Origin of the sequence: Salinimicrobium flavum (assembly GCF_042684505.1) — a bacterium.
Taxonomy (GTDB): domain Bacteria; phylum Bacteroidota; class Bacteroidia; order Flavobacteriales; family Flavobacteriaceae; genus Salinimicrobium; species Salinimicrobium flavum.
The window spans coordinates 773,191-798,902 of the sequence record NZ_JBHULT010000006.1; the positions used below are offsets into that span (position 1 = coordinate 773,191).

Below are 25,712 nucleotides of genomic sequence, written 5' to 3' on the forward strand. Positions count from 1 at the left end.
CCGAAAGATGAAGTAGGGTATGAAGCCATTGACCTTAAGGCTGGTGACTATTGTTAATGGAAAATGTTTCCCGCTCATCTCTCAGATTTTTGCAGATAAATTTTGAAAGGTTTTCCGCAGAGGCCGCAGAAGAAACGCCGGGCAGGCAGAAATGATAATGCTTAAGCTTAGGAAGGTAGATCCCTGGAATTTAGCTTAAAAAAAGGCTGCGCATTTCTGCACAGCCTTTACTATCTATAATATTCCCTTAGATCCTAATGTTGGATTTTGGTGAAATGCACCTTGTCATTAATTGAATTCAGGATGAAATTATCATCCAGGCCATTTACGATCCAGGTTTCGATCTTCGCTTTTTGCGTGATCTCTGCTGCTGAAACTTTCGATCCCATTCCGCCGGTACCATGAGCAGATTTCGATCCACTCATCACCTCTTTCTTAAGCTCATCCAAATCATTCACATTACGAATGGTTTCCGGAGTTTTGGCTTCTATAGTACCTTTTTTATAAACCCCATGAGTATTAGTAGCGATGATAAACAGGTCTACATTCAGTAAAGCTGCGGTTTGAGCCGCCAGGTTATCATTATCTCCAAATTTGATCGCATCTGTAGATGAGGTATCATTCTCGTTGATGATTGGGATATAATCGTTTTCCACCAGGACATTAACCGTGTTAATAATGTTCTGCCTTGACTCTTCATTGCTAAAGTCGTTTGGCGACAGCAAACACTGCCCTATTAAGAGTCCCAGTTCCCTGAAACTTTCCTGAAAGATCCTCATCAAGTGCGGCTGACCAATAGAGGCTAATGCCTGTTTTACGTCAATATTCTCCCCACTGCGCTCCAGGTTCACAAATTGTTTGGCTACGGCCACCGCACCCGAACTAATGATCACGAATTCGTAATCATCTTTAAGGGTAGCGATCTGCCGACCTATATCTTCAATTTTTCCTCTTGAAATATGGTCGGTTTCTTTGGTTAGGGTATTTGAGCCTAACTTAAGAAGTATTCTTTTTTTCCTTTTTGGAGTTTCCATTTCGATATTATTCTGTTGCAGTATTTTATCTAGTTTGTCCATTTCCGTGTATATACCATTTATTGGTTACTAAATGCTGCAGACCTATTGGTCCACGCTGGTGGAGTTTATCTGTACTAATGGCGAGCTCCCCACCGAGTCCTAATTGCCCTCCATCTGTAAACCGGGTAGACGCGTTGTGGTAAACGGCAGCATTGTCTACGGTTTCCATAAATTTCTTTGCTGCTTTATCATCTCTGGAGATGATGGAAGCCGAATGGCCTCCTGAATATTTATTGATCTTCGCGATCGCTTCTGAAACTGAATCTACTTCCCCAATAAGGGCCTTGTAGTCCAGGAATTCTTCATACCACTCGTCTTCACTCTTCACAGGACGACTTCCTTCTACATTTTCCAGAGACTTGTCTGCAATGATCTCTACATTATTGTCTGAAAGTGCTTTCTGAAGTTGCTTCAAAAATTCTTCTTTATTCGGAAGTGCCGAATCTATAAGCACCTTGTCTATTGCATTACAAGCCGAGATCTTCCCGGTTTTCCCGTTAAGGATCACGTCCAGGGCGATATCTGTATCTGCATTCTTTTCTACAAAGACAAAATTATTTCCGCGGCCACTCACGATCACCTGTGCCGAAGAGTTGTCTTTTACAAATTTTATAAGTCGCTCCCCGCCTCTTGGCACTACAAGGTCTACCTGCTGATTTGGGCTAGCAAGGAACTCCTGCGTTTGTTTTCTGTCAAACTGAAGGTATTCCACCCAGTTTGGAGACACATTGTTTTCCTCCAGGGCCCGGTGCCACAGTTCTACGATCCTTAGGTTAGAGTTAAGCGATTCCTTACCCCCTTTAAGGAGTATCTTGTTACCCGATTTAAAGGCTATACCCGCAGCTTCAACCGTAACATCAGGTCTTGATTCATATATGATCATCACCGTTCCAAAAGATGCGGTCTTGTTGTAGACCTGCATCCCGTTCTCATGCGTAAAGCTGAATCGTTCTACTCCCACAGGATCATCCTGGGAAGCTAAATGTTTTAATGAATGGACCATTCCTTCAATTTTGGAATTGTCTACTTTTAGCCTGTCTTCCATGGCCAGATCTTCTCCGGAATAGTTGTCGAGGTCGATCTTATTTGCTTTTAAAATACTTTCTCTTTCTTCTTCTACAAGTTTGGCCATTGAAAGTAACACGGCATTGCGTTCATCAATGGTTAATAGAGTATTCATTCGTTAGTTTTTAATTAATATTAATTGAACTTCGGTACTAGGGGTTCAAACACTCTGCCATAGTCCCATTTAAAAAGAAAACCTCCGGAATCTTTCCGGAGGTTCTTAAATAAGTAAAATTAGAAATTTAGTTAAGTGCTCTTCTCCTGTTGCGCAACTTTACCCTGGCTCTGTTCACTATGTAAAGCATAGCGGGCACTACCACAAGGGTAAGGAAAGTCGCGAAGATCAAACCAAAGATCACCGTCCACGCCAATGGCCCCCAGAAGATCACGTTATCCCCACCCATATATATTTGGGGGTCATAATCTGTGAAAAGGGTAAAAAAGTCAATGTTCAGGCCTATGGCAAGGGGAATAAGCCCAAGAACTGTCGTAATGGCAGTTAGCAATACCGGTCTAAGCCTTGATTTTCCGCCCTCTACGATTGCTTCAAAATACTGCTCCTTTGTCAGGACATCATGTACGTCTATTCCCAGGGCTGCTTTTTTACGGTCAATTATGATCTGGGTATAATCTACCAGTACAATAGCATTATTTACTACGATCCCGGCCAGCGAAATAATTCCCATCATGGTCATAATGATGATAAAATCCATCCTGAAGATCACCATTCCCAGGAACACTCCCGCCAAACTAAGGAAAACGGCCATAAGAATGATTAAAGGTTTGGGAATAGAGTTGAACTGTGCTACCAGGATCAGGAGTATTCCTCCCAGACCAATCAGCAGCGCTTTTAAAAGAAAGGACATGTTTTCAGCCTGTTCTTCCTGTTCTCCCGTGAACATAAGATTTATATCTTTTGGAAGCTCATAACCCTGCAGTTCATTCTTTAGTTGTTCTACTATGGCGTTTCCGTTATATCCTTCCAGAACGTTTGAATAGAGAGTGATCACTCTTTTCAAATCTTTCCTTTTTATAGAACTAAAGGCTGAGGTTAACTCCTTACTGGCTACCGAAGAGATAGGCACCTGTATAAGCTCCCCGGTATTTTGATCCTTAAAGGTGATTGGTTGATTGAAAAGTGCATTTTCATCATACCTGAAATTCTCATTGAACCTGATGTTGATCTCATAATCTTCATCTCCCTCTTTATAGGTGGATATTTCCTCCCCGTAAATTGCCCGTCGCAGGGTTTGACCTACCGCTGAAGTGGATACCCCCAGCTGCCCTGCCTTAACACGGTCAACGGTAACATTGAGTTCGGGTTTTGACTTGTTGACATCAATATTCAATTCTTCAATTCCTCCAATGTTCAGGCTGTTGATATGGTCCCGAAGGTTTTCGGCTTCGATCAACATCTTCTCGTAATCATCCCCCTGTAACTCCATATTGATAGGGTAACCTGTTGGCGGCCCTGCCGCATCTTTCTCTACAATAATGGAAACTCCCGGAAATCCCTGAACAGCATCACGCACCTCAGACAATACATGGCTGGATCTCACTCCACGCCGGTCCTTGAACTCCCGCATGGAGAGAGTGACCTTTCCTTTGTGGGGCATCTCGTTCTGTTGCCCCCCATCTGTTTGTGGATTTCCGGCCCCCTGTCCTACCTGTGAGATCGCCGACTCAACCATGAAGTTATAGCCGTCTTCATCTTCATATTTTTTGATCACCTCATAGATTTGTTCCTCCACTTTTTTAGTGAGTTCATTCGTCTTTCTAATGTCTGTGCCTTCAGGAAATTCAATATAGGTGATGATTTGGTTCGGCTGGTTCTCAGGGAAGAAAAGCACCTTGGGCTGTATGATCCCTATCAGTACAAAGGAGAAGATCAGCAATAATAAGGTTCCGAAGAAAACAAGGAAAGCATTTTTGCCCCCCAGGGAAAATCTTAGGGTTCCTTCGTATTTTTTCTCCAGTTTTTTAAGGGCCTTGAACTGGAAATAATCTACCCAGGGACTGAGGAAATATTTGTATGCCCAAAGCATGATAGCTGCCAAAAGGGAAAGGTTCCCAATAGCACGCATCGCTCCCATATCCATAATAAACCCTGCGATGACCAGTAACAACCCAACCCCTCCTAAAATGGCACTAATTCGAATAAGTCTCTTTTTGGAAAGGGTTTTTTCCTCTGTCTTCATGTATTGGGAAGTAAGCATGGAGTTGATGATCAATGCCACAAAAAGTGAAGACCCCAGTACGATAGATAAGGTTATGGGAAAGTAGATCATGAATTTTCCTATAGTTCCCGGCCAAAGTCCCAAAGGGAAAAAGGCAGCCAGGGTAGTAGCAGTGGAGGCAATGATGGGCCAGGCGATCTCGCCCACGCCTTGTTTGGCGGCCTTGATCCTGGATACTCCCTGGTCCATTAGACTGTAGACATTCTCAACCACCACGATCCCGTTATCTACCAGCATCCCAAGACCCATCACCAGTGCGAAGAGCACCATGGTATTAAGGGTAAAGCCTATACTGGAAAGTATGATAAAGGAAAGGAACATGGACAACGGAATTGCGAAACCAACAAAGAGAGCATTCCTGAACCCCAAAAAGAACATAAGTACCAAAACCACCAGGATAACCCCAAAAATAATGTTGTTCACCAGGTCATCTACCATATTCTCTGTGGTGGTAGACTGGTCATTGGAGTAGGAGATCTTCAGGTTCTCGGGAAGGTATGTTTCCTGTTCGGCCTCGATGATCTTTTTAATATCTTCGATCGCTTCGATCATGTTCTTGCCGCTTCGTTTCTTGATATCAAGCATCACCACCGGCTCCCCGAATTCACGGGCGAAGGTGGTGGGTTCTTTTTCCTGGAACCTTACCTCAGCGATATCACGCAAAAAGACGTTCCCTTCTTCGCGCTTTACGATGACATTTTCCAGTTCCCGCGGATTCGAGATCTCTCCTATGATCCTGATGTTTTTCTGCATTCCGCCGGTGATCACGTTCCCGCCCGAAATGGTTTGGTTCTCCATGCTAACGGCACTAATGATATCTCCAAAACTCACTTTTGAAGACGTCATTTTATGAACATCTACGGCTATCTCCACCTCCTTCTCTTCGGCTCCCCGAATAGCGGCTTCCTTGATCTGTGGTAGCAATTCGATCCTGTCCTGCAGGTATTCGGCGTATTCCTTTAACTGCTGCACGGGAAAATCCCCCGTAAGGTTAACATTGAGAATGGGCATCTCTTCGGAAAGGTTGAGGTCAAAAACATTGGGTTCCACCTTCGCACCATTATCCATCGTAGGCCAGGTGGTAGCTGCTTTTTCCTGGTCAACCTTGTCCTTTACCTTTTGCTTTGCCGCATCAACCGAAATATCCTCATCAAACTGAACGATAATAAGGGAGTAATCCTGAAGGGTAGTAGAGGTAATCTCATTTACCCCTCCTATATTGTTGAACTCTTCCTCTAAAGGTTCTGTGATGAACTTTTCAATATCCTCGGCCGAGTTTCCGGGATTGACCGAGCTCACGTAGATTTTCGTTTCGATCACCTCGGGAAAGGATTCCCGGGGCATACTGTAATAGGACATCAAACCGCCAATCATGATAATGGCAATGATCACATATACCGTCATCCTGTTGTCAATGGCCCAGGAGGAAAGTTTGAAGTCCTTATCTAATTTTATCATACCTACTGTAGTATCTTATTGTTTTAGTTGGAGATCTTAACCTTTTCTCCTTCATGAATATTTTTCGCTCCCCGGGTGATCAGGAGTTCCCCTGGTTTTATGCCCGAAAGGATTTCGATCTTCTCATCATAGGTAAAACCGGTTTCCAGGATCCTTCTTTCCGCAACCCCTGTACTGTCATTTTCGGGTTTCACTACATAAGCCACACTTTCTCCTGCCGCATTTTTCTGAATGGTATTTTCAGGAATGGTGATGGCATTTTCTGAAGTGTAATCATTCAGTTTAACGGTCGCGATGAGATTAGGCTTTACCAGTCGCTCCCGGTTATCTGGAACATCTACTTTGATCTCGAAGGTTCGGTTATTGGGATTTACAAAACTCCCTACCTGACTTATCTGACTGCTGAATTCTGTTCCGGTTGCGGCAATTTCCACCATAACTTCAGTCCCTTTTTTTATCTTTCCTAAATAAGATTCGGGCACGGCGGCCGTGATATACATATCAGAAAGGTTGATGAGCCTGAACAGCCTGCTTTGTCCCGGGGCTACTACTTCGCCCTGGTCTGAGAACTTTTCATCTATCATTCCTGAAAAAGGTGCCCGTACCACTGTTTTTCCCAGCTGGCTCTTCAACTGGTCCACCGAGTTCTGTACAGCTTCAAAATTGCTTTTTGCTTCCAGGTATTGTATCTCAGAGCCAATGTTCTGCTCCCAAAGGCGTTGCTGGCGTTCAAAAGTTGTCCTGGCCAAAGCAGCCTGTGTTTCCAGTTGGGCCAGCTGGCTTGATAATCCGCCGTCATCGATCCTGGCCAGGATCTGTCCCTTCTGGACCTGCTCGCCTTCTTCCACCAAAACCTGTAAAAGTACTCCCGAATATTCGGGGTAGATGATGATATTTTGATCTGTCGCCACATCTCCCGGTAGTTCTACATAATGCTTGAAAAGGGAATCTTTCACCTGTATAGCAGACACTAATGTATATTGTTCAGAAGCATCCAGACGTTTTATGGCTTCATCAAGCTTTGCGATCTTAGAACTAAGATCACTCTGCTGTTTGCTTAGTTCAGCTTTTTTAGCTTTTATTTCTGAAAGATTCCCCTTCTCAATGACATCTTCAACAGAAGTATCTTTATTTCCGCAGGAATAAAGAGTAAGGAGGCTGAATAATACGAGACTTATTTTTTTCATTTTTTTCAATTTCAATTTTTTTATTTGCCGGAATAGGAAGTGGTGTCCAAAAGATTCTCAAGTTCCACCTTGGCATTGATAACTTCAAGCATTGCTTCCAGCAGGTCTTGCTGGGCGATATAAAGTTGCCTTTGAGCTTCACTGAGTTCAAAACTGCTTGCAAGACCCTCAAAGAACTTGATCTGGTTTTTATTTTCAATCCTTTCTGCCAGTCGCAGACTTTCCTGCCGGGTTTGATAGTTTTCAAGGCTGAACCTGTAGTTTGTCTTTGCCGATTCTATTTCAAGTTTGATCTGGTTCCTGGTTTCATCAAGGTCAAGCAGGGCCTGTTCATGTTCCAGTTCCATTTGCCTGGTGCGGGAGCTGCGCATACCACTGCTAAAGATTGGGATGTTGAGGTTTACCCCCAAAATAGACTGCCCGTAATATTTCTGATCATCATTGAAGAAGGTGAAATCATCGCTGTAAGCCGATGCTCCATAATTGAGAAAACCGGTAAGAATGGGCAGGGCTTTGGCTTTTTCGAGCCTCACAAAAATGGCCGCTGCTTCGGCTGAATTCTCTGCTATTCTTACGTCGATATTCTCTTCGACGGGGATGGTTTGTTGAAGTAATTCCAGATCAAAGAACTGCATGGCAAGGGCATCAAGATCTTCTGTTAGTTGTATCGGTTGTTCCACCGGGATGCCTAATACCATGTTGAGCATCTGGTAGGAGATATCGCGCATTCGCTTACTGCGACTCAGGTTGTTCTCCAGGCCAAGGCGGGTGATCTTCAGTTGTTCCACATCCTCCTCTTCGGCCATCCCATTCTCATAGATTTTTTCAGTATCGTTCAGGTTCTTATCGACGGTTTGCAGGTTTTTCTTTAGAATCTCTACACTTTCCTCGGCCATAAGCACATTTCCGTAGGCATTGATCACGGCTTTTCGTACCTCGAGATCTGTTTTCATTTTGGCATTTCGGGAGATCTGCAAAAGGGTTCGGGCAGACTGTACCCCCACAATATAGGAGCCGTCAAAAATTAGCTGGTTCCAGGTAGCTGTTCCCGCCAGGTTTTGTTTGGTCCCGAATCTTACCGGGACGAATGTTCCCGGTTCCCCCCCACCCAATTCTCCGGGGATTATGGTAACGGGTTGTTTAAGGAAATTCTGATAGTCTACATTTCCGCTTATTTGCGGAAGTCCCTGCGAAATGATTTCCCACTTTCGTTTAAGGGCAATTTCCACATCTTTCTCAGATCTAAGCGAAGTGTAGTTATTTTCCAGACCCATTTCTATGGCCTCTTCCAGCGAAAGGGAAAGCGGTTGTTGAGCTTCAGGTGTTTGAGCCAATAAGCCGGCACAAAATAATCCTAAAATCAGGTTGCTGAAGTACTTCATGGTCTAACTGTTGGTTTTTAAAAAATTTGTGAGGAATGCAAGGCCCTTTTCTGTTACAATGGCTCTAAGATGGTATTCCAGGTGCTTCTCAATAAGGTCATTGGTGGTGTAATCACTTTCAGGAAAAAGATCACGATCTTTAATTCCTACCATTCCCACCAAATAGATCCGACTTATAAAGTCGAGCGGAAGCTCTTTCCTGTAAATTCCTTTCCTGATCCCTTTTTCGAGGTTGGCCCTTATTTGGGTTTCCATTAACTGTTGTTGCCTTGCTTTTATCGTCACGAAGATCTTGGGGTAATATTTTTGTAACTGGTATTGGGGGGAAGATTTCTCGTTCCTTAAATGTGCCATGGCAAAATCCTTGATCACATAAAGTTCTTCAATAGGATCATTGTCCTCTTTCCTTATTTGTCCAATACCTTCAGAGATCTTCTCAAAAATGAAGAAAGCGGTGGCTTCTATCAGTTTTGTTTTGGTAGAAAAATGCGTGTAAATGGTCTTTTTGGAGATTCCCAGTTCAGCCGCTATCTCGTCCATAGTGACACTCTTAACGCCGAGGTTAAGGAACATCTCTGCCGCTTTAATTAATATAGTCTCCTTCACTGCGAGAAAAAATTTAGGGCGCAAAGATACGGAAGGAAACTTTTAATACAATTAAAGTTTCCATAGTTTTTAATTATAAAATTATAGTCTCTGAAAAATCTTTGTTTCTCCCTGTTTTGGTATTTTAGCCGGAAAATTCAATTCTATGCACTCAGTAGACCGGTACCGGGAAGAATTCGTAGCCTATCTTTCCCAGAAGGTAGAGACCAAAGAGCCTGAAAACCTTTACGATCCCATGGTCTATATTCTGGGGTTGGGAGGCAAGCGTGTAAGGCCCGTATTGGTGTTGATGGCGGCAGAGATATTTGGTGCAGATTACAGGAAAGCTCTGGATGCCGCCCTTGCCATAGAGATCTTTCATAATTTTTCCCTTATCCATGACGATATAATGGATGATGCCCCCTTGAGAAGGGGGAAAAAGACGGTCCATGAAAAGTGGGACATCAATACCGGGATTCTTTCCGGGGATGCGATGTTGATCAAGGCGTATCAGTTATTCGAGAATTATGAGGGGGATACCTTCCGGGAGCTGGCCAGGCTTTTTTCAAAAACCGCTATTGAGGTATGTGAGGGGCAGCAGTATGACATGGATTTTGAAACCCGGGAAGATGTCACCATTCCGGAATATCTCAGGATGATAGAATATAAAACGGCCGTACTGGTTGGGGCTTCTCTTCGAATGGGTGCCATTGTTGCCAATACTTCCGAAGAGAATAAGGAGAAGATCTTTGAATTTGGTAGACTGCTGGGCATTGCCTTTCAACTCCAGGATGATTATCTCGATGCTTTTGGCGATCCTGAAAGCTTCGGAAAACAGGTGGGCGGCGATATCATTGAGAATAAAAAGACATTCCTTTACCTTACCTCTTTAAATGCTGCCGCGGAGAATGTTGCGGTGCAACTGGAGCACCTTTATTCTATTAATCCGCTTGATGCTACCGCAAAAATAGAGGCCGTCAAAAATCTTTTTGAAAGCAGTGGTGCAGCTGAACTAACCCGTAATGAAATAGAAAAATATACCAATCGGGCGTTTGGGGTGCTGGAAGAACTCGATGTGGAGGAAAGCCAAAAATCTTTACTGCGTAGCTTTGGGCACAACCTGATGGAGCGGCAGGTGTAAATTAGAAGAAGATGCTAACAAAAGGCATCATCGCATTACCATAGATACTTTTTTCTTCGTCATATAGAACGTCATATCTAATTCCGGCGGTGACATTGCCCGTAGTATAACCAATTCCCAGAAAAAGAGCGGGATACCAATAAGAATCTGTAATATTTCCACCTTCCAGCTCGAGTTCCCTTGAGACATAATTCTCCTCCAGTTCCGTAGAAAATTCCAGTCCCTGCAACGGCCTGAAAAGGCCTATAAGACCCAGGTTAAGGGAGTAGGCCGAATAGTTGGATGCATTAGTGTAAGTGCCGGCAGTACCAATCCCGGCAGAGGCAAAAAGGTTGAAGTCATAGATGGCTTTAGGCGCGAGGTAACCGCTAAAGTACCCGTCCCCAAAATTCACTCCCAGGCTACCTCCCAACCTGACATTGTCCATAAACCTGTTTTCAGCAGTTTCTTGTGCAAAAATGTAATTATGAGCACTTAAGAGGAACAGGATAAAAAATGAAATAAAAGTTTTATTGCTAATTTGAAGGTTCATGTTGTTAAATATATTCTAAGTTGAAGGATAAATATACGAATTGCTTCTACCTATCTTTTTTAAAAATTGTACTTTTGTAGAGTTTTAAAAAATAGGAACAGTAGTTTCACCTTATGGATAAATTTTCATTTTTAAATGCCGCACATACAGCATATTTTGCTGAACTATATGATCAATATTTACAATTTCCCGATAGTGTAGAGCCCAGCTGGAGAGCATTTTTTCAGGGTTTCGATTTTGGTGTCGAAAGTTCGTCAAATGGCCAGTCTACTTATGTTGAAGTTCAAAAGCAGGGGGAGCCGGTTGAAATACCTGAGTCTGTAAAAAAAGAATTCCAGGTTGTAAATCTTATAGATGGTTACCGTACCAGGGGCCACTTGTTTACCAGGACCAACCCTGTGCGTGAGCGCAGAAAATATAGCCCTACCCTGGATATTTCCAACTTTGGTTTGGAGGAAAGGGATCTTGATATCACCTTTAATGCGGGGGAGATCCTGGGGATAGGTCCCGCTACCCTGAAGCAGATCATCATCCACCTCGAGAAGGTGTATTGTGATTCGATCGGGATAGAATATATGTATATCAGGAAACCTGAAGAGATCCAGTGGATCCAGAGCAAACTGAATATCAACGAGAATCAGCCTGACTTCAATCCTGATCAGAAAAAACATATTCTTAAAAAGCTTAATGAGGCCGTTTCCTTTGAAAACTTTTTGCATACAAAATATGTAGGGCAGAAACGGTTTTCTCTGGAAGGAGGGGAAAGTCTTATTCCGGCTCTTGATGCAATCATAGAAAAAGCTGCAGATATGGGAGTGAAGGATTTCGTGATGGGAATGGCCCATCGTGGAAGACTGAACACTCTTACTAATATATTCGGAAAAAGCACTAAAGATATTTTTAGTGAGTTCGACGGAAAAGATTATGAGCAGGATATTTTTGACGGGGACGTGAAATACCATCTTGGATGGACCGCCTGCCGCAAAACCGATAACGGCAAAGAGATCAACATCAATATCGCACCCAACCCTTCACATCTTGAGGCAGTAGGAGCCGTGGTTGAAGGGATAGCACGAGGAAAGCAGGATCGTCGTTACAGGGAAAATTTTTCACAGGTGTTGCCTATCATCGTTCACGGTGATGCTGCTATTGCAGGACAGGGTATCGTTTATGAGATCGTACAGATGGCGCAGCTTGATGGCTACAAGACCGGAGGTACCATTCACATTGTAGTGAATAACCAGGTAGGTTTTACGACCAATTATCTTGACGGCCGCTCATCAACTTATTGTACAGATGTGGCCAAGGTCACACTTTCACCTGTACTACATGTAAATGCAGATGATCCCGAGGCTGTGGTACACTCAGTACTTTTTGCGCTTGATTTCAGAATGACCTTTGGAAGGGATGTTTTCATTGATCTTCTGGGTTACAGGAAGTATGGCCACAATGAAGGTGATGAACCAAGATTTACCCAGCCTAAACTTTATAAAGCGATTGGAGCCCATAAAAATCCGCGTGACATTTATGCCGAAAAGCTGAAGTCGCAGGGTATAATAGAAGATGGTCACGTAAAAGCGCTCGAAGAAGAGTACAAAAAGAAACTGGAAGAGAACCTTGATCTTTCACGTCAGGAAGAAACTACAGTGATTACTCCTTTTATGCAGGATGAATGGGAAGGTTTTGAGCATGTTGACGAGACCCGGATGATGGAAAAAGTAGATACCACGGTTGACATGAAGATCCTTACCGAGGTTGCGGAGGCTATTTCCCAACTTCCTGAAGACAAGAAGTTCATGCGAAAGATCAAAAAGATCGTGGAGTTGCGTCATAACATGTTCTTTGAAAGTAATAGTCTGGACTGGGGTATGGCCGAATTGCTTGCCTACGGAACCCTCTTAAAAGAAGGCTATTACGTGAGAATGAGCGGGCAGGATGTGGAAAGGGGAACTTTTTCCCACCGGCATGCCGTGGTTAAAGTTGAAGATAGTGAGGAGGAGATCATTCTTCTCAACCAAATAGAAGGAGCAGTATGTGACTTTAATGAAGGGACTTCCTGCGATTTCCAGATTTATAACTCATTACTTTCAGAATATGGGGTGGTTGGATTCGATTACGGTTATGCCATGGCGAGCCCCAACTGCCTTACCATTTGGGAGGCCCAGTTCGGGGATTTCAGCAATGGCGCCCAGATCATGATCGACCAGTACATCTCTGCCGCCGAAGATAAGTGGAAACTGCAAAACGGTCTTGTTATGTTGCTGCCCCACGGGTACGAAGGCCAGGGAGCCGAGCATTCTTCGGGACGTATGGAGAGATACCTCCAGCTATGTGCTAAAGACAATATGTTCGTGGCAGATGTTACCACACCGGCTAACATGTTTCACCTGCTGAGAAGACAAATGAAGGTGAAATACCGAAAACCTTTGATCGTTTTTACCCCGAAAAGTTTACTGAGACATCCTAAGGTCGTTTCTACCAAAGAAGAGTTTGCAAACGGAACTTTCCAGCCCCTGCTCGATGATCCAACAGCATCTCCTGAAAAGGTAAAATCTTTGGTGTTCTGTACCGGGAAGTTCTACTATGACCTCCTGGAACGCCGGGAAGAAAAGGACCGGGATGATGTAGCGCTGGTAAGGATCGAACAGTTGTTCCCTCTGCCAACAGGGCAGATCAAAGAGGTGATGAGCAAATACAAAAATGCCGACGATATTGTCTGGGCACAGGAAGAACCAAGAAACATGGGAGCTTACGGGCACCTGTTGCTACATATGGAGGAAGCCAAATCTTTCAGGGTTTGTAGCCGTAAATTCTATGGTTCACCGGCCGCGGGTAGTTCAGTAAGATTTAAGAAACGTCATGAAAAGGTACTTGAATCTGTTTTTGACAAAACCACCGAAAATCCGGTTTAAAAAGATAACTAATAATCAATATATTTCCCCCGGAATCCATTTGATCCGGGAACACTAAAAATAAAAAGAAGAAATCATGGCTTTAGAAATGAAAGTCCCTTCTCCGGGAGAATCCATAACCGAAGTTGAAATAGCTCAATGGTTGGTTGAAGACGGAGATTACGTTGAAAAAGATCAGGCAATTGCCGAAATTGACAGTGATAAAGCAACCCTTGAACTTCCTGCGGAAGCGAGCGGGATCATTACCCTTAAAGCAGAAGAAGGTGATGCCGTTGCGGTAGGGGAAGTGGTTTGTTTGATCGACACCGATGCTCCAAAGCCGGGAGGTGATAAAAAAGAAGAAAAAGCTGCCGAAATAGAAAAGGAAAGCAAAGAGACAACTTCTGCAAAGGAGGAAGAACCCACTTCTGAAAAGACAGGAGAAAAAGCTGAAACTCCTTCCAAATCAAGTACGTCTTCCAAAAAACAGGAAACCTATGCAACCGGAAGCCCATCACCGGCTGCAAAAAAGATCCTGGATGAAAAAGGAATGGATGCGAAATCTGTGACGGGTACCGGCCGTGAAGGCAGGATCACCAAGGATGACGCAGTAAATGCGCGTCCTTCTATGGGTACACCTGGAAAAGGTAAACGTGGGGAATCCCGAAAGAAAATGTCAATGTTGCGTCGCAAGGTTGCTGAGCGTTTGGTGGAAGCAAAGAACCAAACTGCCATGCTAACTACCTTTAATGAGGTAGACATGTCGGCCATCTTCTCATTGAGAAAACAATATAAAGAGGAATTCAAAGACAGGCATGGAGTAAGTTTAGGCTTTATGTCCTTTTTTACCCTGGCCATAGTTAGGGCCTTGGACCTGTATCCTGATGTAAACTCCATGATAGACGGGGACTACCAGATCAAGTACGACTACAAAGATATTAGTATTGCCGTTTCAGGACCAAAAGGGCTGATGGTACCGGTAATGAGAAATGTTGAGAATATGAGCTTCCGCGGAGTGGAAGCTGAGGTGAAGCGCCTGGCTATAAGGGCCCGTGACGGACAGATCACGGTTGATGAAATGACCGGAGGTACTTTTACCATTTCCAATGGTGGTGTTTTTGGATCTATGTTGTCAACCCCAATTATCAATCCTCCTCAAAGTGGTATTCTTGGAATGCACAACATCGTGGAAAGACCGGTGGCTATAGACGGGCATGTGGAGATACGGCCTATTATGTATGTGGCACTTTCCTATGATCACAGGATCATTGACGGAAAAGAATCTGTTGGGTTTTTGGTAGCTGTTAAAGAAGCACTTGAAAATCCTGAAGAGCTGTTGATGGATAATGATGTTAAACGGGCGTTGGAACTATAAGTTCAACGGCTCCGGAAATATTAAAGGCAACGATCCCGGGATCGTTGCCTTTTTGTTTTTTAGAAGTTTATCAAAGTATAAATGTTTAGCAGGATCACGGCAATGACTGCTAAAGCAACAATAACAGGTAAAACAGGAGTTTGGTGGTCGTGGTTAAATGAGTCCATAGCTTTAGATTTTTTAGGGTTTACCTAAGTTCCAAAAACTATGAAGAGAATGAAATGGGGGAAAGCCCCCATTTTTGAAGTTAAAAATTACTTAAGGAACAGGCTCATCGACTTGTAGTCAATGATTGCTTTTCCTTTTTTAAGGATGTCTGCACCAATGATTCCCTGTACCTTTTCGGCTTTGTGCTTTACAAGGGCATCATTGACATGTTTCAGATCAAAAAGAACCAGGTCCACCTTTTTCTTTTTCCAGCCCTTTATTTCGATCACATTTTTTTGCGCGATCTGGGTTAGCATGTTGGTAGCACCCGCTCCGGCTGCTTTCACATCACTGTCTTCAGCTAAAAGTTTAAAGTGGGAAACAGCCTCGAATCCAACACAGGAGCTTGAAGCCCCGGTGTCAAGTATAAAATTGCCTTCAATTTTATTGATCCTGGCCTTTATTTCAAGGTGTTGGGTAGCGGTGTAGGTGAGGGGGATCCTCTTGTAGCCCTTTTCCTTTAAAAACTTTTTCAGAGATGCCATTCTTTTTCTTTTTGGCAAAGATAGGTGTATAAAATAAATTATTTTTGCAATTATGACAATAACAGATACTCATACTCACCTTTATAGTGAAGCTTTTGAAGAAGACCGGGAGGAAATGATAAAACGTGCGATCAATGCCAATGTTACCCGTTTTTTTATTCCGGCAATAGACTCCACTTATGCAGAGGCAATGTTTGATCTTGAAAAGAAATTTCCCGAAAATGTTTTTTTAATGACCGGTCTCCATCCCACGCATGTAAAGGAGAATTACAGGGAAGAACTTAAGTTCGTGGAAGAAGAACTTGCCAGAAGAAAATATTATGCCGTGGGAGAAACCGGGGTTGACCTGTATTGGGACAAATCAACACTTGGTATTCAGCAGGACGCTTTCAAAACTCAGATAAAATTGGCTAAAAAGTACAGACTTCCCATAGTCATTCACTGTCGTGATGCTTTTGATGAGGTTTTCGAAGTGCTGGAAGAGGAAAAAGGAGAAGGTCTTTTTGGGATCTTTCACTGTTTTACCGGTGACTATGAGCAAGCTATCAAAGCACTTTCCTATAATATGAAACTGGGAATAGGAGGAGTGGTGACCTTTAAGAATGGTAAGATCGACAGGTTCTTAAAACAGATCCCATTGCAGGAGATCGTTCTGGAGACAGATGCCCCTTACCTGGCTCCAGTGCCTTACCGTGGAAAGAGAAATGAAAGTCTGTATGTAGTCGAAGTGCTTAAAAAAGTGGCTGAGATTTACGATCTTTCTAAAGAAGAAGTTGCATCCGTTACAACCGCTACTTCCAAAGAGATATTTGGAATATGAGGGAAAAAATTCTATTTAATTTTGTTCTTTTGCTAACCTTAAGCTAAAAACAGTGACAAATTACGATGATATTCGGTTTTATAATGATGATGAAGTGCAGCAGGCACTAAAGGATTATGTGAAACATCCTATGATAAAAGCACTCCTGCAATTCACTTTTCCGGATATTGCTTTTGCTGAAATAGAAAAGAAGGTTCTTGCCTGTCACTCTATCCGGGATTTCCAGACCCATGTCATCTACCTCACCGTTCAAAAGGTGCTTGAAAAAAGTTCTGAAGGCTTGTCGTATTCGGGGTTCGATAATTTAAAGAAAGACGAGGCTTATATGTATATCTCCAATCACAGGGATATCGTTCTGGATACTTCGCTGCTAAACTGCGTGCTCTACGAGTCAGATCTTAAGATGACAGCTTCAGCCATTGGCGACAATCTTGTGCAAAAGCCGTTTCTGCTGGCTCTTTCCAGGCTTAACCGTAATTTTCTGGTGAAAAGGGGGCTGGGGCCAAGGGAAATGCTTAAGAGTTCCCAGAAACTTTCCGAATATATCAAAATGCTGTTGCTTAAGGAAAAAAGATCGGTGTGGATGGCCCAGCGGGAAGGAAGGACCAAAGATGGAAATGACCATACCCAGCAAGGAGTTCTTAAGATGCTGGGCATGGCGAAAAATGACAAGACCGTTCTGCAGTATCTTTCTAATTTGAAGATCGTGCCGGTTTCCATTTCCTATGAGTTTGATCCTACAGATGTTTTAAAAATGCCTGAAGTCCTTGCTAAAAGAATGGAGACGATCTACATCAAGTCTGCCAATGAGGATTTCAAATCAATCCTGAAAGGGGCACTCGGCAACAAAGGCCGCATCCATATAAGTGCAGGGAAACCCATAAGTGCCGATGAAATGCACAAGCTGGAGGAACGGTCGGGTTCGGTTAATGAGCAGTTACAGTTATTGACCTCTTATATTGACACAGAAATACACAGGAATTATAAACTGTGGCCCGCCAATTATATCGCCTGTGACCTGCTTAACGGGGACAACGGTTATGAGCAACACTATACCATAAAGGAGAAGAGACAGTTCGAGCGCCGGCTTAGCCGAAGAATTGATGTAAAGAACGCTCTCGAGGTGAACAGTTATCTTTTGATGTACGCCAATCCTGTGATCAACAAAAAAGCCATTAATGAAAACCAGCTCTAATATCTTATTGATCTATACCGGTGGAACAATCGGTATGATTAAAGATTTTGAGACGGGGGCGTTGAAGGCTTTTAATTTTGATGAGTTGCTTCAGAATATACCAGAGTTAAAGCTTCTTGAACACAATATCGATACGATAAGTTTCACTAAACCCATTGATTCTTCGAATATGAAACCGGATTTCTGGTTGCAGATGGCCGATATTATCGAAGAAAAATATGAAGACTATGACGGGTTTGTAGTGCTGCATGGCAGTGATACCATGTCTTATAGTGCTTCTGCTCTAAGTTTCATGTTCGAGAACCTTTCTAAACCCGTCATTTTCACAGGCTCCCAACTTCCTATCGGGGATCTGAGAACAGATGCGAAAGAAAATCTTATTACCAGTATTCAGATCGCCGGACTTCAAAAGAACGGCAAGCCGGTCATCACCGAAGTGGGATTGTATTTTGAATACAAATTATACAGGGGTAACCGTACCACGAAGATCAATGCCGAGCATTTTCAGGCTTTTGCTTCTATGAATTATGCGGCGCTTGTAGAATCGGGGGTGCATTTGGCGGTAAATTATTCTGCCTTATGGAAACCCAACCGAAGAAGGAAAATGAAACTTCACCGGGGCCTGGAGGATCGTATCGCCCTGGTAAAGATCTTTCCGGGGATAAACCGTTCTCTGCTCGAGCACATTTTTGCCAAAGAAGATCTTCGGGGAATTATACTGGAAACCTATGGCAGTGGGAATGCTCCAACAGAAGAATGGTTCGTGGAGCTGGTGAAGGAAACCATCTCACGTGGTGTACTGGTGGTCAATGTTACCCAGTGTATTGGCGGGAGTGTGGCAATGGGTCAATATGAGACCAGTACCCAGTTAAAAAAGGCAGGTGTGATTTCCGGCAAGGATATTACGACGGAAGCAGCAGTGGCAAAAGTGATGTACTTACTCGCAAAGGATCTTTCACCCAAGGTTTTTAAAACTATTTTCGAAACCTCCTTGCGTGGGGAAATAACATAAAAATTAAGGCCCGTACTTGACCAGCTAATAAATTTTTTCGTTATTTGGCGGATCGTTGTAAAAAGGCGGTATATTATTCTTAATAGAGAGGTGGCCGAGTGGTCGAAGGCGCACGCCTGGAAAGTGTGTATACCCCAAAAGGGTATCGAGGGTTCGAATCCCTTCCTCTCTGCGATTTGTTTTTATTTGAATAAATATTTATATCTTTAACCCGTTAACTAATTAATTAAGACAAAAAGTAATGAAAAGATTTTTTTCAATTTTGGTAATCGCTACAATTATGGTGTTCGGAGCCGTAAATGTTAACGCGACAAATAACGTGAACGCTTTGCCAACTACCATGATGAACTTTGTTCAGGATGAAGATCAGGCAGCTTCCGAAGAAATGGAAGAAGAGAGTGAAGGATTTCACCAGGAGCTTAAGAGGCGTTTCATTGAAGGTGGTCCCGGATTCATGGGGATCGTACTTTTATGTTTAATCCTGGGTCTTGCGATCGCTATTGAAAGAATCATATACCTTAATATGTCTACCACCAATACAAAGAGGTTGGCTCAGGATGTTGAGGACGCTTTAAATACCGGTGGTATCGAAGCTGCCAAAGAAGTTTGTCGTAACACAAAAGGACCTGTTGCATCTATTTACTACCAGGGTCTCGACCGTGCAGATGAAAGTACAGAAGCTGCCGAAAAAGCGGTTATCGCTTACGGTGGTGTTCAAATGGGACAGTTAGAGAAAAACGTATCCTGGGTATCTTTATTCATCGCTCTTGCACCAATGCTTGGGTTCATGGGTACGGTAATTGGTATGATCGACGCCTTTGATAAAATTGAGGCAGCCGGAGATATGCAACCATCACTTGTTGCAGGAGGTATTAAAATTGCACTTCTTACAACTGTATTTGGATTGATCGTGGCTATTATTCTTCAGATCTTTTATAACTACATCATCGCTAAGATCGACCGTATCGTTAATGACATGGAAGATGCTTCCATTACTTTGATCGATATGCTTGTAGCTTACAAGAACAAAAGAAGAGTTTAACAAGACGAACTTTATATTATGACGATACATAAAATTTTAAAATATTTAGCGCTCGCTATAGGAGTAATAGGACTCATCCTTTGGGGAAGGGTTCTGTGGACCGGTGACGACGCTATTGAAAGCTCAGCTTCCGTTCAGGCGAGTGTGGTAACCCCATTCTTAATTGTGGCGTATGTGATATTTGCTATAATCGTTCTTCTTGTACTTTTCTTTGTGATCAAAGGATTGTTCTCCGGAAATATTAAAAGAACCCTTATAGCTGTAGGTGCATTCCTCTTGGTCATCGTGATAGCTTATTTATTATCGGGAGGTACTGAGGTGACCATGAACGACGGGGAAGTGATTTCTGCAAATACTGTGCACTGGGTTAGTGCGGGATTGATTACATTCTACATCCTTGCAGCAACCGCAGTCCTGTTGATGGTATTCTCGGGAATACAAAAACTTATTAAATAAAAACAAATTATGGCTAGACGATCTTCACCTGAAGTAAATGCCGGTTCTATGGCCGATATTGCCTTCTTGCTTTTAATTTTCTTCCTGGTGACCACTACTATTGAAACAGATAGCGGGATCAGCAGAAAGTTACCGCCTATACAGGAAGATGAAGTGGAACCGCCGGTGATCAAGCAAAAGAATATTTTTCAGGTTATCGTTAACCGGAATAATCAATTGCTTGTTGAAGATGATCCAATGGAACTGAAAGATCTTAGAGAGGCAGCGATCGAATTTCTTGACAACGGAGGCGGAGTTGGAGAGGAAGCATGTGATTACTGTGAGGGAGCAGGGGATCCAAACTCTTCTGATAATCCCGACAAAGCTGTTATCATGCTTGTAAATGACAGACAGACCGAGTATGGTACTTATATTGCTGTACAGAACGAACTGGTAGCTGCTTACAACCACCTTCGGGATCGTACAGCCCAACGTTTATTCGGAAAATCTTTCGATCAAATGGAAGCTGATTATGATGATCCCAGGTACCGTGGAAACAAAGAGACTCTGAAAGAACAAATTCAGCAGATCAGGGACATGTGGCCACAGAAGCTATCTGAAGCAGATCCGAAAAGTTAAACGTAGAAAAATCTTTAAAAATGGCTAAATTCACAAAGAAAAAGAGTAGTGAGCTACCTGCGGTAAATACAGCGTCCTTACCCGATATTGTATTTATGCTACTTTTCTTCTTCATGGTGGCTACCGTTATGCGGGAAAACACTCTGAAAATTCAAAATGTATTGCCTTATGCAGACCAGGTTGAAAAGCTTGACAAGAAGGACCTGGTGATGTATATCTATGCCGGTAAACCTAGCGCAAGGTACCGTGCCAGCTTTGGTAAGGAAGCAAGAGTGCAGTTAAACGATAACTTTGCCGATGTTAGTGAGATTCAACAATTTATTTATGCTGAAAGGGAATCCAAGCGGGAAGAATTAAGACCGTATCTTACCACTGCCCTTAAAGTTGATAAAGAGACCAATATGGGTCTGGTTTCTGATATTAAACAGGAATTGAGAAAAGCAGAGGCACTTAAGATAAATTATACTACCCGAACAGGGGAAGCAAGTCAAAACCTGGAATAAAATCCGATTTTCATTACTACGGGATATCCCCTTTTAACTGCGGTTGAAAGGGGATATTTTTTTTTGGCTTGCCGCCAACTTAAATTCTATATTTGTGTAAAACCTTTTCATGAGCCAAAAATTGTCTCTCTTCTATCTTTTGGTGTTCTTTCTGCCCTTCTTTATGAGCGCTCAGGAAGGAGAATCTTTGCCAGACAGCCTTTACCGTGAAGATCAGATCTATTTTGGTTTTACTTATAACATTCTCTCCGGTTCCCCCAATGCCATTACCGGCTCCCAGTTTTCCGGTGGTTTTCATACCGGTTTTATCAGGGACTTCCCTTTGAACGAACGGCGAAATGTAGCTCTTGGAATTGGTCTTGGCTGGTCAATTGATACCTATGGTCATAATCTTTTCATTGGTGAGAGGGCTGATTCTGAAGAAACCATTTTTCAAATCCTTAACAGGAATGTTATAGAGTTTGACAAGAACCGTTTCTCTACCCAGTCTGTAGATGTACCCATCCAGTTTAGATGGAGAACCTCCACCCCTGAGTCATATAAGTTCTGGCGCGTGTATACAGGGCTAAGACCGTCTTACGTCTATTACTTCCGCAGTAAGTTTGTGCAGCCCGGAAATACGGTAATCCAAACAGATGTACCCGAACTTAACCGCTTCAGGCTCGGTGCCACCTTTAATTTTGGGTATAACACTTTTAACTTCCATTTCTACTATAGCCTGAATTCCTTCTTCGATGATAAAGCTTTTGTTGAGGGAGAGAATATTGACCTTAAGACCTTCCAGGTTGGCCTAATATTCTATCTTTTATAGCCAGAAAAAGGCGGCGGCTATTTGAGGCAACATCCCCGTAAAGATCCCCAGTACAAGCTCTTTGTTCGAATGGGCATTATAATGCAATCTCGAAGAGGCGGTAAGACCTGTAACGGCTACCAGAAAACTAATGGTATAAATAAGATTGAGGTTGAAATGAACGCTTAGCAGAATAATAAACACAGTCAATCCGCTTAGTCCGGTCATGTGCAGGCTTATCTTTTTTCCGAAGAAAACAAAGAGTAAAGCAATGAAGGTGGAAACGAAAATACCGGCAAAGAAAAAATAGAGTTCGGGATAGTCAAAATAATCGAGCACGAACTTCAGCACGAGCAGAAGCAGGACCGTTTGCAACATTAGGGGCCATTTTCTTTCCCTCACTTCGATCATCAAATGGGATGTGGCTTTGCCCAGGGTTTTCATCATATAATAGAAAACCACCGGGATAAAGATAGTCATGATCGCGATTGCGATTAGCTTGGCTTTAATGACCTCTGCAGGAAAGAAACGGGGTGAGACCAGAAAATACAACAAAGCACCTGCTAAAGGCATCCAGATTGGGTGAAACAGGAGGGAAGCGATCTTCAGCAGGAACTTCATTAAATTTCTTTTCGCAGACGGGCCACGGGAATGTCTAGTTGTTCCCGGTATTTGGCAACCGTTCTTCGTGCAATAGGATAACCTTTCTCCTTTAGCATCTTGGCCAGTTTTTCATCGGTAAGGGGTTTCCGCTTGTTTTCTTCCTCAATGGTCATTTCCAGGATTTTCTTGATCTCGCGGGTGGAGACATCTTCCCCCTGGTCATTTTTCATAGATTCAGAGAAGAATTCCTTGATAAGTTTCGTACCATAAGGTGTATCTACATATTTACTGTTTGCCACCCGGGAAACGGTTGAAACGTCCATATCAATCTCATCTGCAATATCTTTAAGGATCATGGGCTTTAGATTGCGTTCATCCCCTGAAAGGAAATATTCCTTCTGGTAGTTCATGATGGAGCTCATGGTTACAAAAAGAGTGGTTTGTCGCTGCTTTATGGCTTCAATAAACCATTTCGCAGCATCCAGTTTTTGTTTGATGAACATGACCGCATCTTTCTGGGCTCTTGATTTCTCTTTGGAAGCCTTATAACCCTTCAACATTTCACTGTAGTCTTTGGATACATGCATTTCTGGAGCATTCCTCCCGTTAAGACTAAGTTCCAGTTCCCCATCTACGATCTTTATGGTAAAATCTGGGATCACGTGTTCCACGAGGCGGGTACTGCCTGCGTAGGCACCTCCCGGTTTGGGATTGAGATGTTCAATTACATCTATCGCTTCCCGAAGGTCATCTTCGGTTATATCATGTTTGGAAAGCAGTTTTTGATAATGCTTTTTACTGAACTGGTCGAAGGATCTGTCGATGATATCTGCTGCCAGGCTAACTGCCCTGGTGGGTTCTTTTCTATTAAGCTGTATCAACAGGCATTCCTGCAGGCTTCTCGCACCAACCCCTGCAGGATCAAGTTCATGCACATAGGAAAGTACCTTTTCAACGGTTGCTTCATCTGTGTACACGTTTTGAGTAAAGGCCAGATCATCTACAATATCCTGAACAGAACGTCTTATATATCCGCTTTCATCCACACTGCCTACAAGGAATTCTGCAATTTCTTTTTCAGATTCGGTAAGGCGTAAGGTACTAAGCTGGGTCTTTAAATATTGGGTGAAAGAGGTGCCTGAAGCATAAGGTACATGCTTATCTTCATCATCTGCGCTATAATTGTTCGCCTGCAGTCGGTAGCTGGGGATCTCATCATCACTCAGATACTCATCTACATCGATCTCTGCCTCAATAGATTCTGTACCAGGATCATCATCCTGGTATTCATCCTGGTCGTACTCGTCTTCGTACTCATCTTTTTCTTCCTTCCCCCCTTCAAGAGCGGGATTCTCTTCCATTTCCTGTTTAAGCCGCTGTTCAAAAGCCTGCGTGGGAAGCTGTATAAGCTTCATCAACTGGATCTGTTGGGGGGAGAGCTTTTGAGATAATTTTAAATTAAGCTGCTGTTTTAGCATATATATAGGGCTTTCTATAAAAATAAAAAAACAATCTTCAAACGTAAAACTTTGAAGATTGTTTTATGAGTACTTTAGGACAGCATATAATTAGAATTCGGCGTTTTGGGGTGTGCGGGGGAATGGTATAACATCCCTTATGTTAGACATCCCGGTGGCGAATTGCACCAGGCGCTCAAATCCAAGTCCGAATCCACTGTGCACACAGGTTCCGAATTTACGGGTATCGAGGTACCACCAGAGTTCCTTTTCATCAATATCCAGGGCTTTCATCTTGTCTCTTAACACCTCAAGCCTTTCTTCCCTTTGGGACCCTCCAACGATCTCCCCAATACCTGGGAAAAGAATATCCATAGCCCTAACGGTTTTTCCATCCTCGTTAAGGCGCATGTAGAAGGCTTTGATATTAGCAGGGTAATCAAAAAGAATTACGGGGCATTTAAAGTGCTTTTCTACAAGGTACCTTTCGTGCTCGCTTTGCAGGTCTGCTCCCCATTCTTCTATGACATAGTTGAATTTCTTCTTCTTGTTGGGTTTAGAGTTCTTAAGAATGTCGATGGCTTCGGTATAACTTACCCTTTTGAAATTGTTCTCTATGACAAACTTTAGTTTATCTGTAAGTCCCATGGGGCTTCTTTCAGCTTCAGGTTTCATTTTATCTTCACTGGCCTGGCGCTCTTCAAGAAAAGCCAGGTCATCTTTACAGTTTTCCAAAATGTACCGTAGAACGTATTTAATAAAATCTTCGGCGATATCCATATTTCCGGCAAGGTCGCAGAAAGCCATTTCGGGCTCTACCATCCAGAATTCTGCCAGGTGGCGGGAAGTATTCGAATTTTCGGCTCTAAAGGTAGGGCCAAAGGTATAAACCTGTCCAAGTCCCAAAGCGTATGTCTCTGCTTCCAGTTGACCCGAAACCGTAAGGTTGGTCTCCTTTCCGAAGAAATCTTCCTTAAAATCTATTTTTCCATCTTCTGTTTTGGGAACATTGTCGAGATCAAAAGCGGTCACCTTGAACATTTCTCCGGCTCCTTCAGCATCGCTTCCTGTAATGATAGGAGTATTGACGTAATGGAAATTGTTCTGCTGAAAATAACTGTGTACCGCAAAAGACAATTTAGATCTAAGACGCATCACCGCTCCAAAAGTATTGGTGCGCACTCTCAAATGTGCCTGCTCCCTGAGTTTCTCAAGAGTATGTCTTTTTGGGGACAGAATAGTAAGTTTGACCTCTTCAGGGTCTGCATCTCCAAGGATCTCTACTGAAGAGACCTGTATTTCAACTTTCTGGCCGCTCCCAAGGCTTTCCTGCAAAGTACCGTTCACTTTTATGGCAGCACCAACTGTGATACGTTTAAGAAGGGCCTCGTTCATCTTCTCAAAATCAACCACAGCCTGAATGTTGTTAATCGTAGATCCGTCATTTAGGGCAATAAAACGGTTACTTCGGAAAGAACGAACCCATCCTTTGACCTCTACTTCCTGTAAATACTGCGTACTCTCTAAAAGTTCAGCGACTTTGCCTTTTATCATTTCTTCTTGAATTTGGGGAACAAAGATAATTTTTCCCCTGA

At 43.0% G+C, this 25,712-nt stretch carries 22 protein-coding genes and 1 tRNA gene; 12 read left to right on the forward strand and 11 right to left on the reverse strand.

All coding sequences use genetic code 11. The features are described from left to right. Window positions 1-254 precede the first annotated feature (254 nt). From proB to ACFSTG_RS06980, 6 genes are all read right to left on the reverse strand, one after another. The gene (gene proB / locus ACFSTG_RS06955) at window positions 255-1,076 is read right to left on the reverse strand and encodes a glutamate 5-kinase (RefSeq protein ID WP_380750150.1); all 822 of its coding nucleotides are present in this window, start codon (window positions 1,074-1,076) and stop codon (window positions 255-257) included. Beyond that, window positions 1,060-2,256, reverse strand: coding sequence for a glutamate-5-semialdehyde dehydrogenase (locus ACFSTG_RS06960; RefSeq protein WP_380750153.1), 1,197 nt, complete (start codon window positions 2,254-2,256; stop codon window positions 1,060-1,062). Before ACFSTG_RS06960 ends, proB begins: the two co-directional genes overlap by 17 nt. Before the next feature lie 127 nt (window positions 2,257-2,383). Continuing rightward, window positions 2,384-5,836: an efflux RND transporter permease subunit gene (locus ACFSTG_RS06965; protein ID WP_380750156.1), complete on the reverse strand. Its 3,453-nt coding sequence runs from the start codon at window positions 5,834-5,836 to the stop codon at window positions 2,384-2,386. A 23-nt stretch (window positions 5,837-5,859) separates the two neighbouring features. Next, complete coding sequence (locus ACFSTG_RS06970; RefSeq protein WP_380750158.1) at window positions 5,860-7,023, reverse strand: efflux RND transporter periplasmic adaptor subunit; 1,164 nt, start codon at window positions 7,021-7,023, stop codon at window positions 5,860-5,862. 20 nt (window positions 7,024-7,043) lie between these two features. Further along, a complete protein-coding gene (locus tag ACFSTG_RS06975) occupies window positions 7,044-8,405 on the reverse strand; it encodes a TolC family protein (RefSeq protein WP_380750161.1) in 1,362 nt (453 codons plus the stop codon). Window positions 8,406-8,408: 3 nt separating this feature from the next. Continuing rightward, a complete protein-coding gene (locus ACFSTG_RS06980; RefSeq protein WP_380750164.1) occupies window positions 8,409-9,011 on the reverse strand; it encodes a TetR/AcrR family transcriptional regulator in 603 nt (200 codons plus the stop codon). Between the two features lie 145 nt (window positions 9,012-9,156). Here ACFSTG_RS06980 and ACFSTG_RS06985 point away from each other — a divergent pair, with 145 nt between their 5' ends. After that, complete coding sequence (locus tag ACFSTG_RS06985; RefSeq protein ID WP_380750167.1) at window positions 9,157-10,131, forward strand: polyprenyl synthetase family protein; 975 nt, start codon at window positions 9,157-9,159, stop codon at window positions 10,129-10,131. A 1-nt stretch (window position 10,132) separates the two neighbouring features. On the opposite strand, the gene ACFSTG_RS06990 is transcribed toward ACFSTG_RS06985, so the two are convergent. Beyond that, the gene (locus tag ACFSTG_RS06990) at window positions 10,133-10,663 is read right to left on the reverse strand and encodes an alpha-ketoglutarate decarboxylase (protein WP_380750170.1); all 531 of its coding nucleotides are present in this window, start codon (window positions 10,661-10,663) and stop codon (window positions 10,133-10,135) included. A 113-nt stretch (window positions 10,664-10,776) separates the two neighbouring features. Here ACFSTG_RS06990 and ACFSTG_RS06995 point away from each other — a divergent pair, with 113 nt between their 5' ends. Together ACFSTG_RS06995 and odhB are read left to right on the forward strand one after the other, a co-directional pair. Beyond that, complete coding sequence (locus ACFSTG_RS06995; RefSeq protein ID WP_380750173.1) at window positions 10,777-13,575, forward strand: 2-oxoglutarate dehydrogenase E1 component; 2,799 nt, start codon at window positions 10,777-10,779, stop codon at window positions 13,573-13,575. 76 nt (window positions 13,576-13,651) lie between these two features. Next, entirely contained in the window at window positions 13,652-14,929 is a 1,278-nt protein-coding gene (odhB, locus tag ACFSTG_RS07000) for a 2-oxoglutarate dehydrogenase complex dihydrolipoyllysine-residue succinyltransferase (protein ID WP_380750176.1), read from the forward strand. A gap of 254 nt (window positions 14,930-15,183) precedes the next feature. Here the strand turns inward: odhB and ACFSTG_RS07005 are convergent, their stop codons facing one another. Beyond that, window positions 15,184-15,621 carry a retropepsin-like aspartic protease gene (locus tag ACFSTG_RS07005; protein WP_380750179.1) on the reverse strand — a complete coding sequence of 146 codons (438 nt, stop codon included), beginning with the start codon at window positions 15,619-15,621 and terminating at the stop codon, window positions 15,184-15,186. Between the two features lie 52 nt (window positions 15,622-15,673). Between ACFSTG_RS07005 and ACFSTG_RS07010 the strand changes: the two genes are divergently transcribed. The 9 genes from ACFSTG_RS07010 to ACFSTG_RS07050 all read left to right on the forward strand — a co-directional run bounded on the left by ACFSTG_RS07010 (window position 15,674) and on the right by ACFSTG_RS07050 (window position 22,078). Then, a complete protein-coding gene (locus ACFSTG_RS07010) occupies window positions 15,674-16,441 on the forward strand; it encodes a TatD family hydrolase (protein WP_380750182.1) in 768 nt (255 codons plus the stop codon). Window positions 16,442-16,493: 52 nt separating this feature from the next. Then, the gene (locus tag ACFSTG_RS07015) at window positions 16,494-17,636 is read left to right on the forward strand and encodes a 1-acyl-sn-glycerol-3-phosphate acyltransferase (protein ID WP_380750185.1); all 1,143 of its coding nucleotides are present in this window, start codon (window positions 16,494-16,496) and stop codon (window positions 17,634-17,636) included. After that, a complete protein-coding gene (locus ACFSTG_RS07020; RefSeq protein WP_380750188.1) occupies window positions 17,620-18,648 on the forward strand; it encodes an asparaginase in 1,029 nt (342 codons plus the stop codon). Before ACFSTG_RS07015 ends, ACFSTG_RS07020 begins: the two co-directional genes overlap by 17 nt. 84 nt (window positions 18,649-18,732) lie before the next feature. Then, window positions 18,733-18,820, forward strand: a tRNA-Ser gene (locus tag ACFSTG_RS07025). A 69-nt stretch (window positions 18,821-18,889) separates the two neighbouring features. Then, a complete protein-coding gene (locus tag ACFSTG_RS07030; protein ID WP_380750191.1) occupies window positions 18,890-19,690 on the forward strand; it encodes a MotA/TolQ/ExbB proton channel family protein in 801 nt (266 codons plus the stop codon). An 18-nt stretch (window positions 19,691-19,708) separates the two neighbouring features. After that, complete coding sequence (locus ACFSTG_RS07035; protein ID WP_380750194.1) at window positions 19,709-20,146, forward strand: hypothetical protein; 438 nt, start codon at window positions 19,709-19,711, stop codon at window positions 20,144-20,146. Between the two features lie 9 nt (window positions 20,147-20,155). Further along, window positions 20,156-20,764 (forward strand): ExbD/TolR family protein, encoded by a 609-nt coding sequence (locus ACFSTG_RS07040; RefSeq protein ID WP_380750197.1) that lies wholly within the window; start codon window positions 20,156-20,158, stop codon window positions 20,762-20,764. Between the two features lie 20 nt (window positions 20,765-20,784). Then, window positions 20,785-21,267, forward strand: coding sequence for an ExbD/TolR family protein (locus ACFSTG_RS07045; RefSeq protein ID WP_380750200.1), 483 nt, complete (start codon window positions 20,785-20,787; stop codon window positions 21,265-21,267). A gap of 109 nt (window positions 21,268-21,376) precedes the next feature. Further along, window positions 21,377-22,078 (forward strand): porin family protein, encoded by a 702-nt coding sequence (locus ACFSTG_RS07050; RefSeq protein ID WP_380750203.1) that lies wholly within the window; start codon window positions 21,377-21,379, stop codon window positions 22,076-22,078. On the opposite strand, the gene ACFSTG_RS07055 is transcribed toward ACFSTG_RS07050, so the two are convergent. From ACFSTG_RS07055 to asnS, 3 genes are all read right to left on the reverse strand, one after another. Further along, window positions 22,073-22,678, reverse strand: a complete 606-nt coding sequence (locus tag ACFSTG_RS07055) for a hypothetical protein (RefSeq protein WP_380750206.1) — start codon at window positions 22,676-22,678, stop codon at window positions 22,073-22,075. The genes ACFSTG_RS07050 and ACFSTG_RS07055 overlap by 6 nt on opposite strands. Then, window positions 22,678-24,138 carry an RNA polymerase factor sigma-54 gene (gene rpoN / locus ACFSTG_RS07060; RefSeq protein WP_380750209.1) on the reverse strand — a complete coding sequence of 487 codons (1,461 nt, stop codon included), beginning with the start codon at window positions 24,136-24,138 and terminating at the stop codon, window positions 22,678-22,680. Before rpoN ends, ACFSTG_RS07055 begins: the two co-directional genes overlap by 1 nt. A gap of 90 nt (window positions 24,139-24,228) precedes the next feature. After that, entirely contained in the window at window positions 24,229-25,671 is a 1,443-nt protein-coding gene (gene asnS / locus ACFSTG_RS07065) for an asparagine--tRNA ligase (protein WP_380750212.1), read from the reverse strand. Window positions 25,672-25,712: the final 41 nt, after the last annotated feature.

Coding starts and splice junctions, on each gene's coding strand:
- proB (WP_380750150.1), bottom strand. CDS start 1,076: ATGGACAAACTAGATAAAATACTGCAACAGAATAATATCGAAATGGAA.
- ACFSTG_RS06960 (WP_380750153.1), bottom strand. CDS start 2,256: ATGAATACTCTATTAACCATTGATGAACGCAATGCCGTGTTACTTTCA.
- ACFSTG_RS06965 (WP_380750156.1), bottom strand. CDS start 5,836: ATGATAAAATTAGATAAGGACTTCAAACTTTCCTCCTGGGCCATTGAC.
- ACFSTG_RS06970 (WP_380750158.1), bottom strand. CDS start 7,023: ATGAAAAAAATAAGTCTCGTATTATTCAGCCTCCTTACTCTTTATTCC.
- ACFSTG_RS06975 (WP_380750161.1), bottom strand. CDS start 8,405: ATGAAGTACTTCAGCAACCTGATTTTAGGATTATTTTGTGCCGGCTTA.
- ACFSTG_RS06985 (WP_380750167.1), top strand. CDS start 9,157: ATGCACTCAGTAGACCGGTACCGGGAAGAATTCGTAGCCTATCTTTCC.
- ACFSTG_RS06990 (WP_380750170.1), bottom strand. CDS start 10,663: ATGAACCTTCAAATTAGCAATAAAACTTTTATTTCATTTTTTATCCTG.
- ACFSTG_RS06995 (WP_380750173.1), top strand. CDS start 10,777: ATGGATAAATTTTCATTTTTAAATGCCGCACATACAGCATATTTTGCT.
- odhB (WP_380750176.1), top strand. CDS start 13,652: ATGGCTTTAGAAATGAAAGTCCCTTCTCCGGGAGAATCCATAACCGAA.
- ACFSTG_RS07005 (WP_380750179.1), bottom strand. CDS start 15,621: ATGGCATCTCTGAAAAAGTTTTTAAAGGAAAAGGGCTACAAGAGGATC.
- ACFSTG_RS07010 (WP_380750182.1), top strand. CDS start 15,674: ATGACAATAACAGATACTCATACTCACCTTTATAGTGAAGCTTTTGAA.
- ACFSTG_RS07020 (WP_380750188.1), top strand. CDS start 17,620: ATGAAAACCAGCTCTAATATCTTATTGATCTATACCGGTGGAACAATC.
- ACFSTG_RS07030 (WP_380750191.1), top strand. CDS start 18,890: ATGAAAAGATTTTTTTCAATTTTGGTAATCGCTACAATTATGGTGTTC.
- ACFSTG_RS07035 (WP_380750194.1), top strand. CDS start 19,709: ATGACGATACATAAAATTTTAAAATATTTAGCGCTCGCTATAGGAGTA.
- ACFSTG_RS07040 (WP_380750197.1), top strand. CDS start 20,156: ATGGCTAGACGATCTTCACCTGAAGTAAATGCCGGTTCTATGGCCGAT.
- ACFSTG_RS07045 (WP_380750200.1), top strand. CDS start 20,785: ATGGCTAAATTCACAAAGAAAAAGAGTAGTGAGCTACCTGCGGTAAAT.
- ACFSTG_RS07050 (WP_380750203.1), top strand. CDS start 21,377: ATGAGCCAAAAATTGTCTCTCTTCTATCTTTTGGTGTTCTTTCTGCCC.
- ACFSTG_RS07055 (WP_380750206.1), bottom strand. CDS start 22,678: ATGAAGTTCCTGCTGAAGATCGCTTCCCTCCTGTTTCACCCAATCTGG.
- rpoN (WP_380750209.1), bottom strand. CDS start 24,138: ATGCTAAAACAGCAGCTTAATTTAAAATTATCTCAAAAGCTCTCCCCC.
- asnS (WP_380750212.1), bottom strand. CDS start 25,671: ATGATAAAAGGCAAAGTCGCTGAACTTTTAGAGAGTACGCAGTATTTA.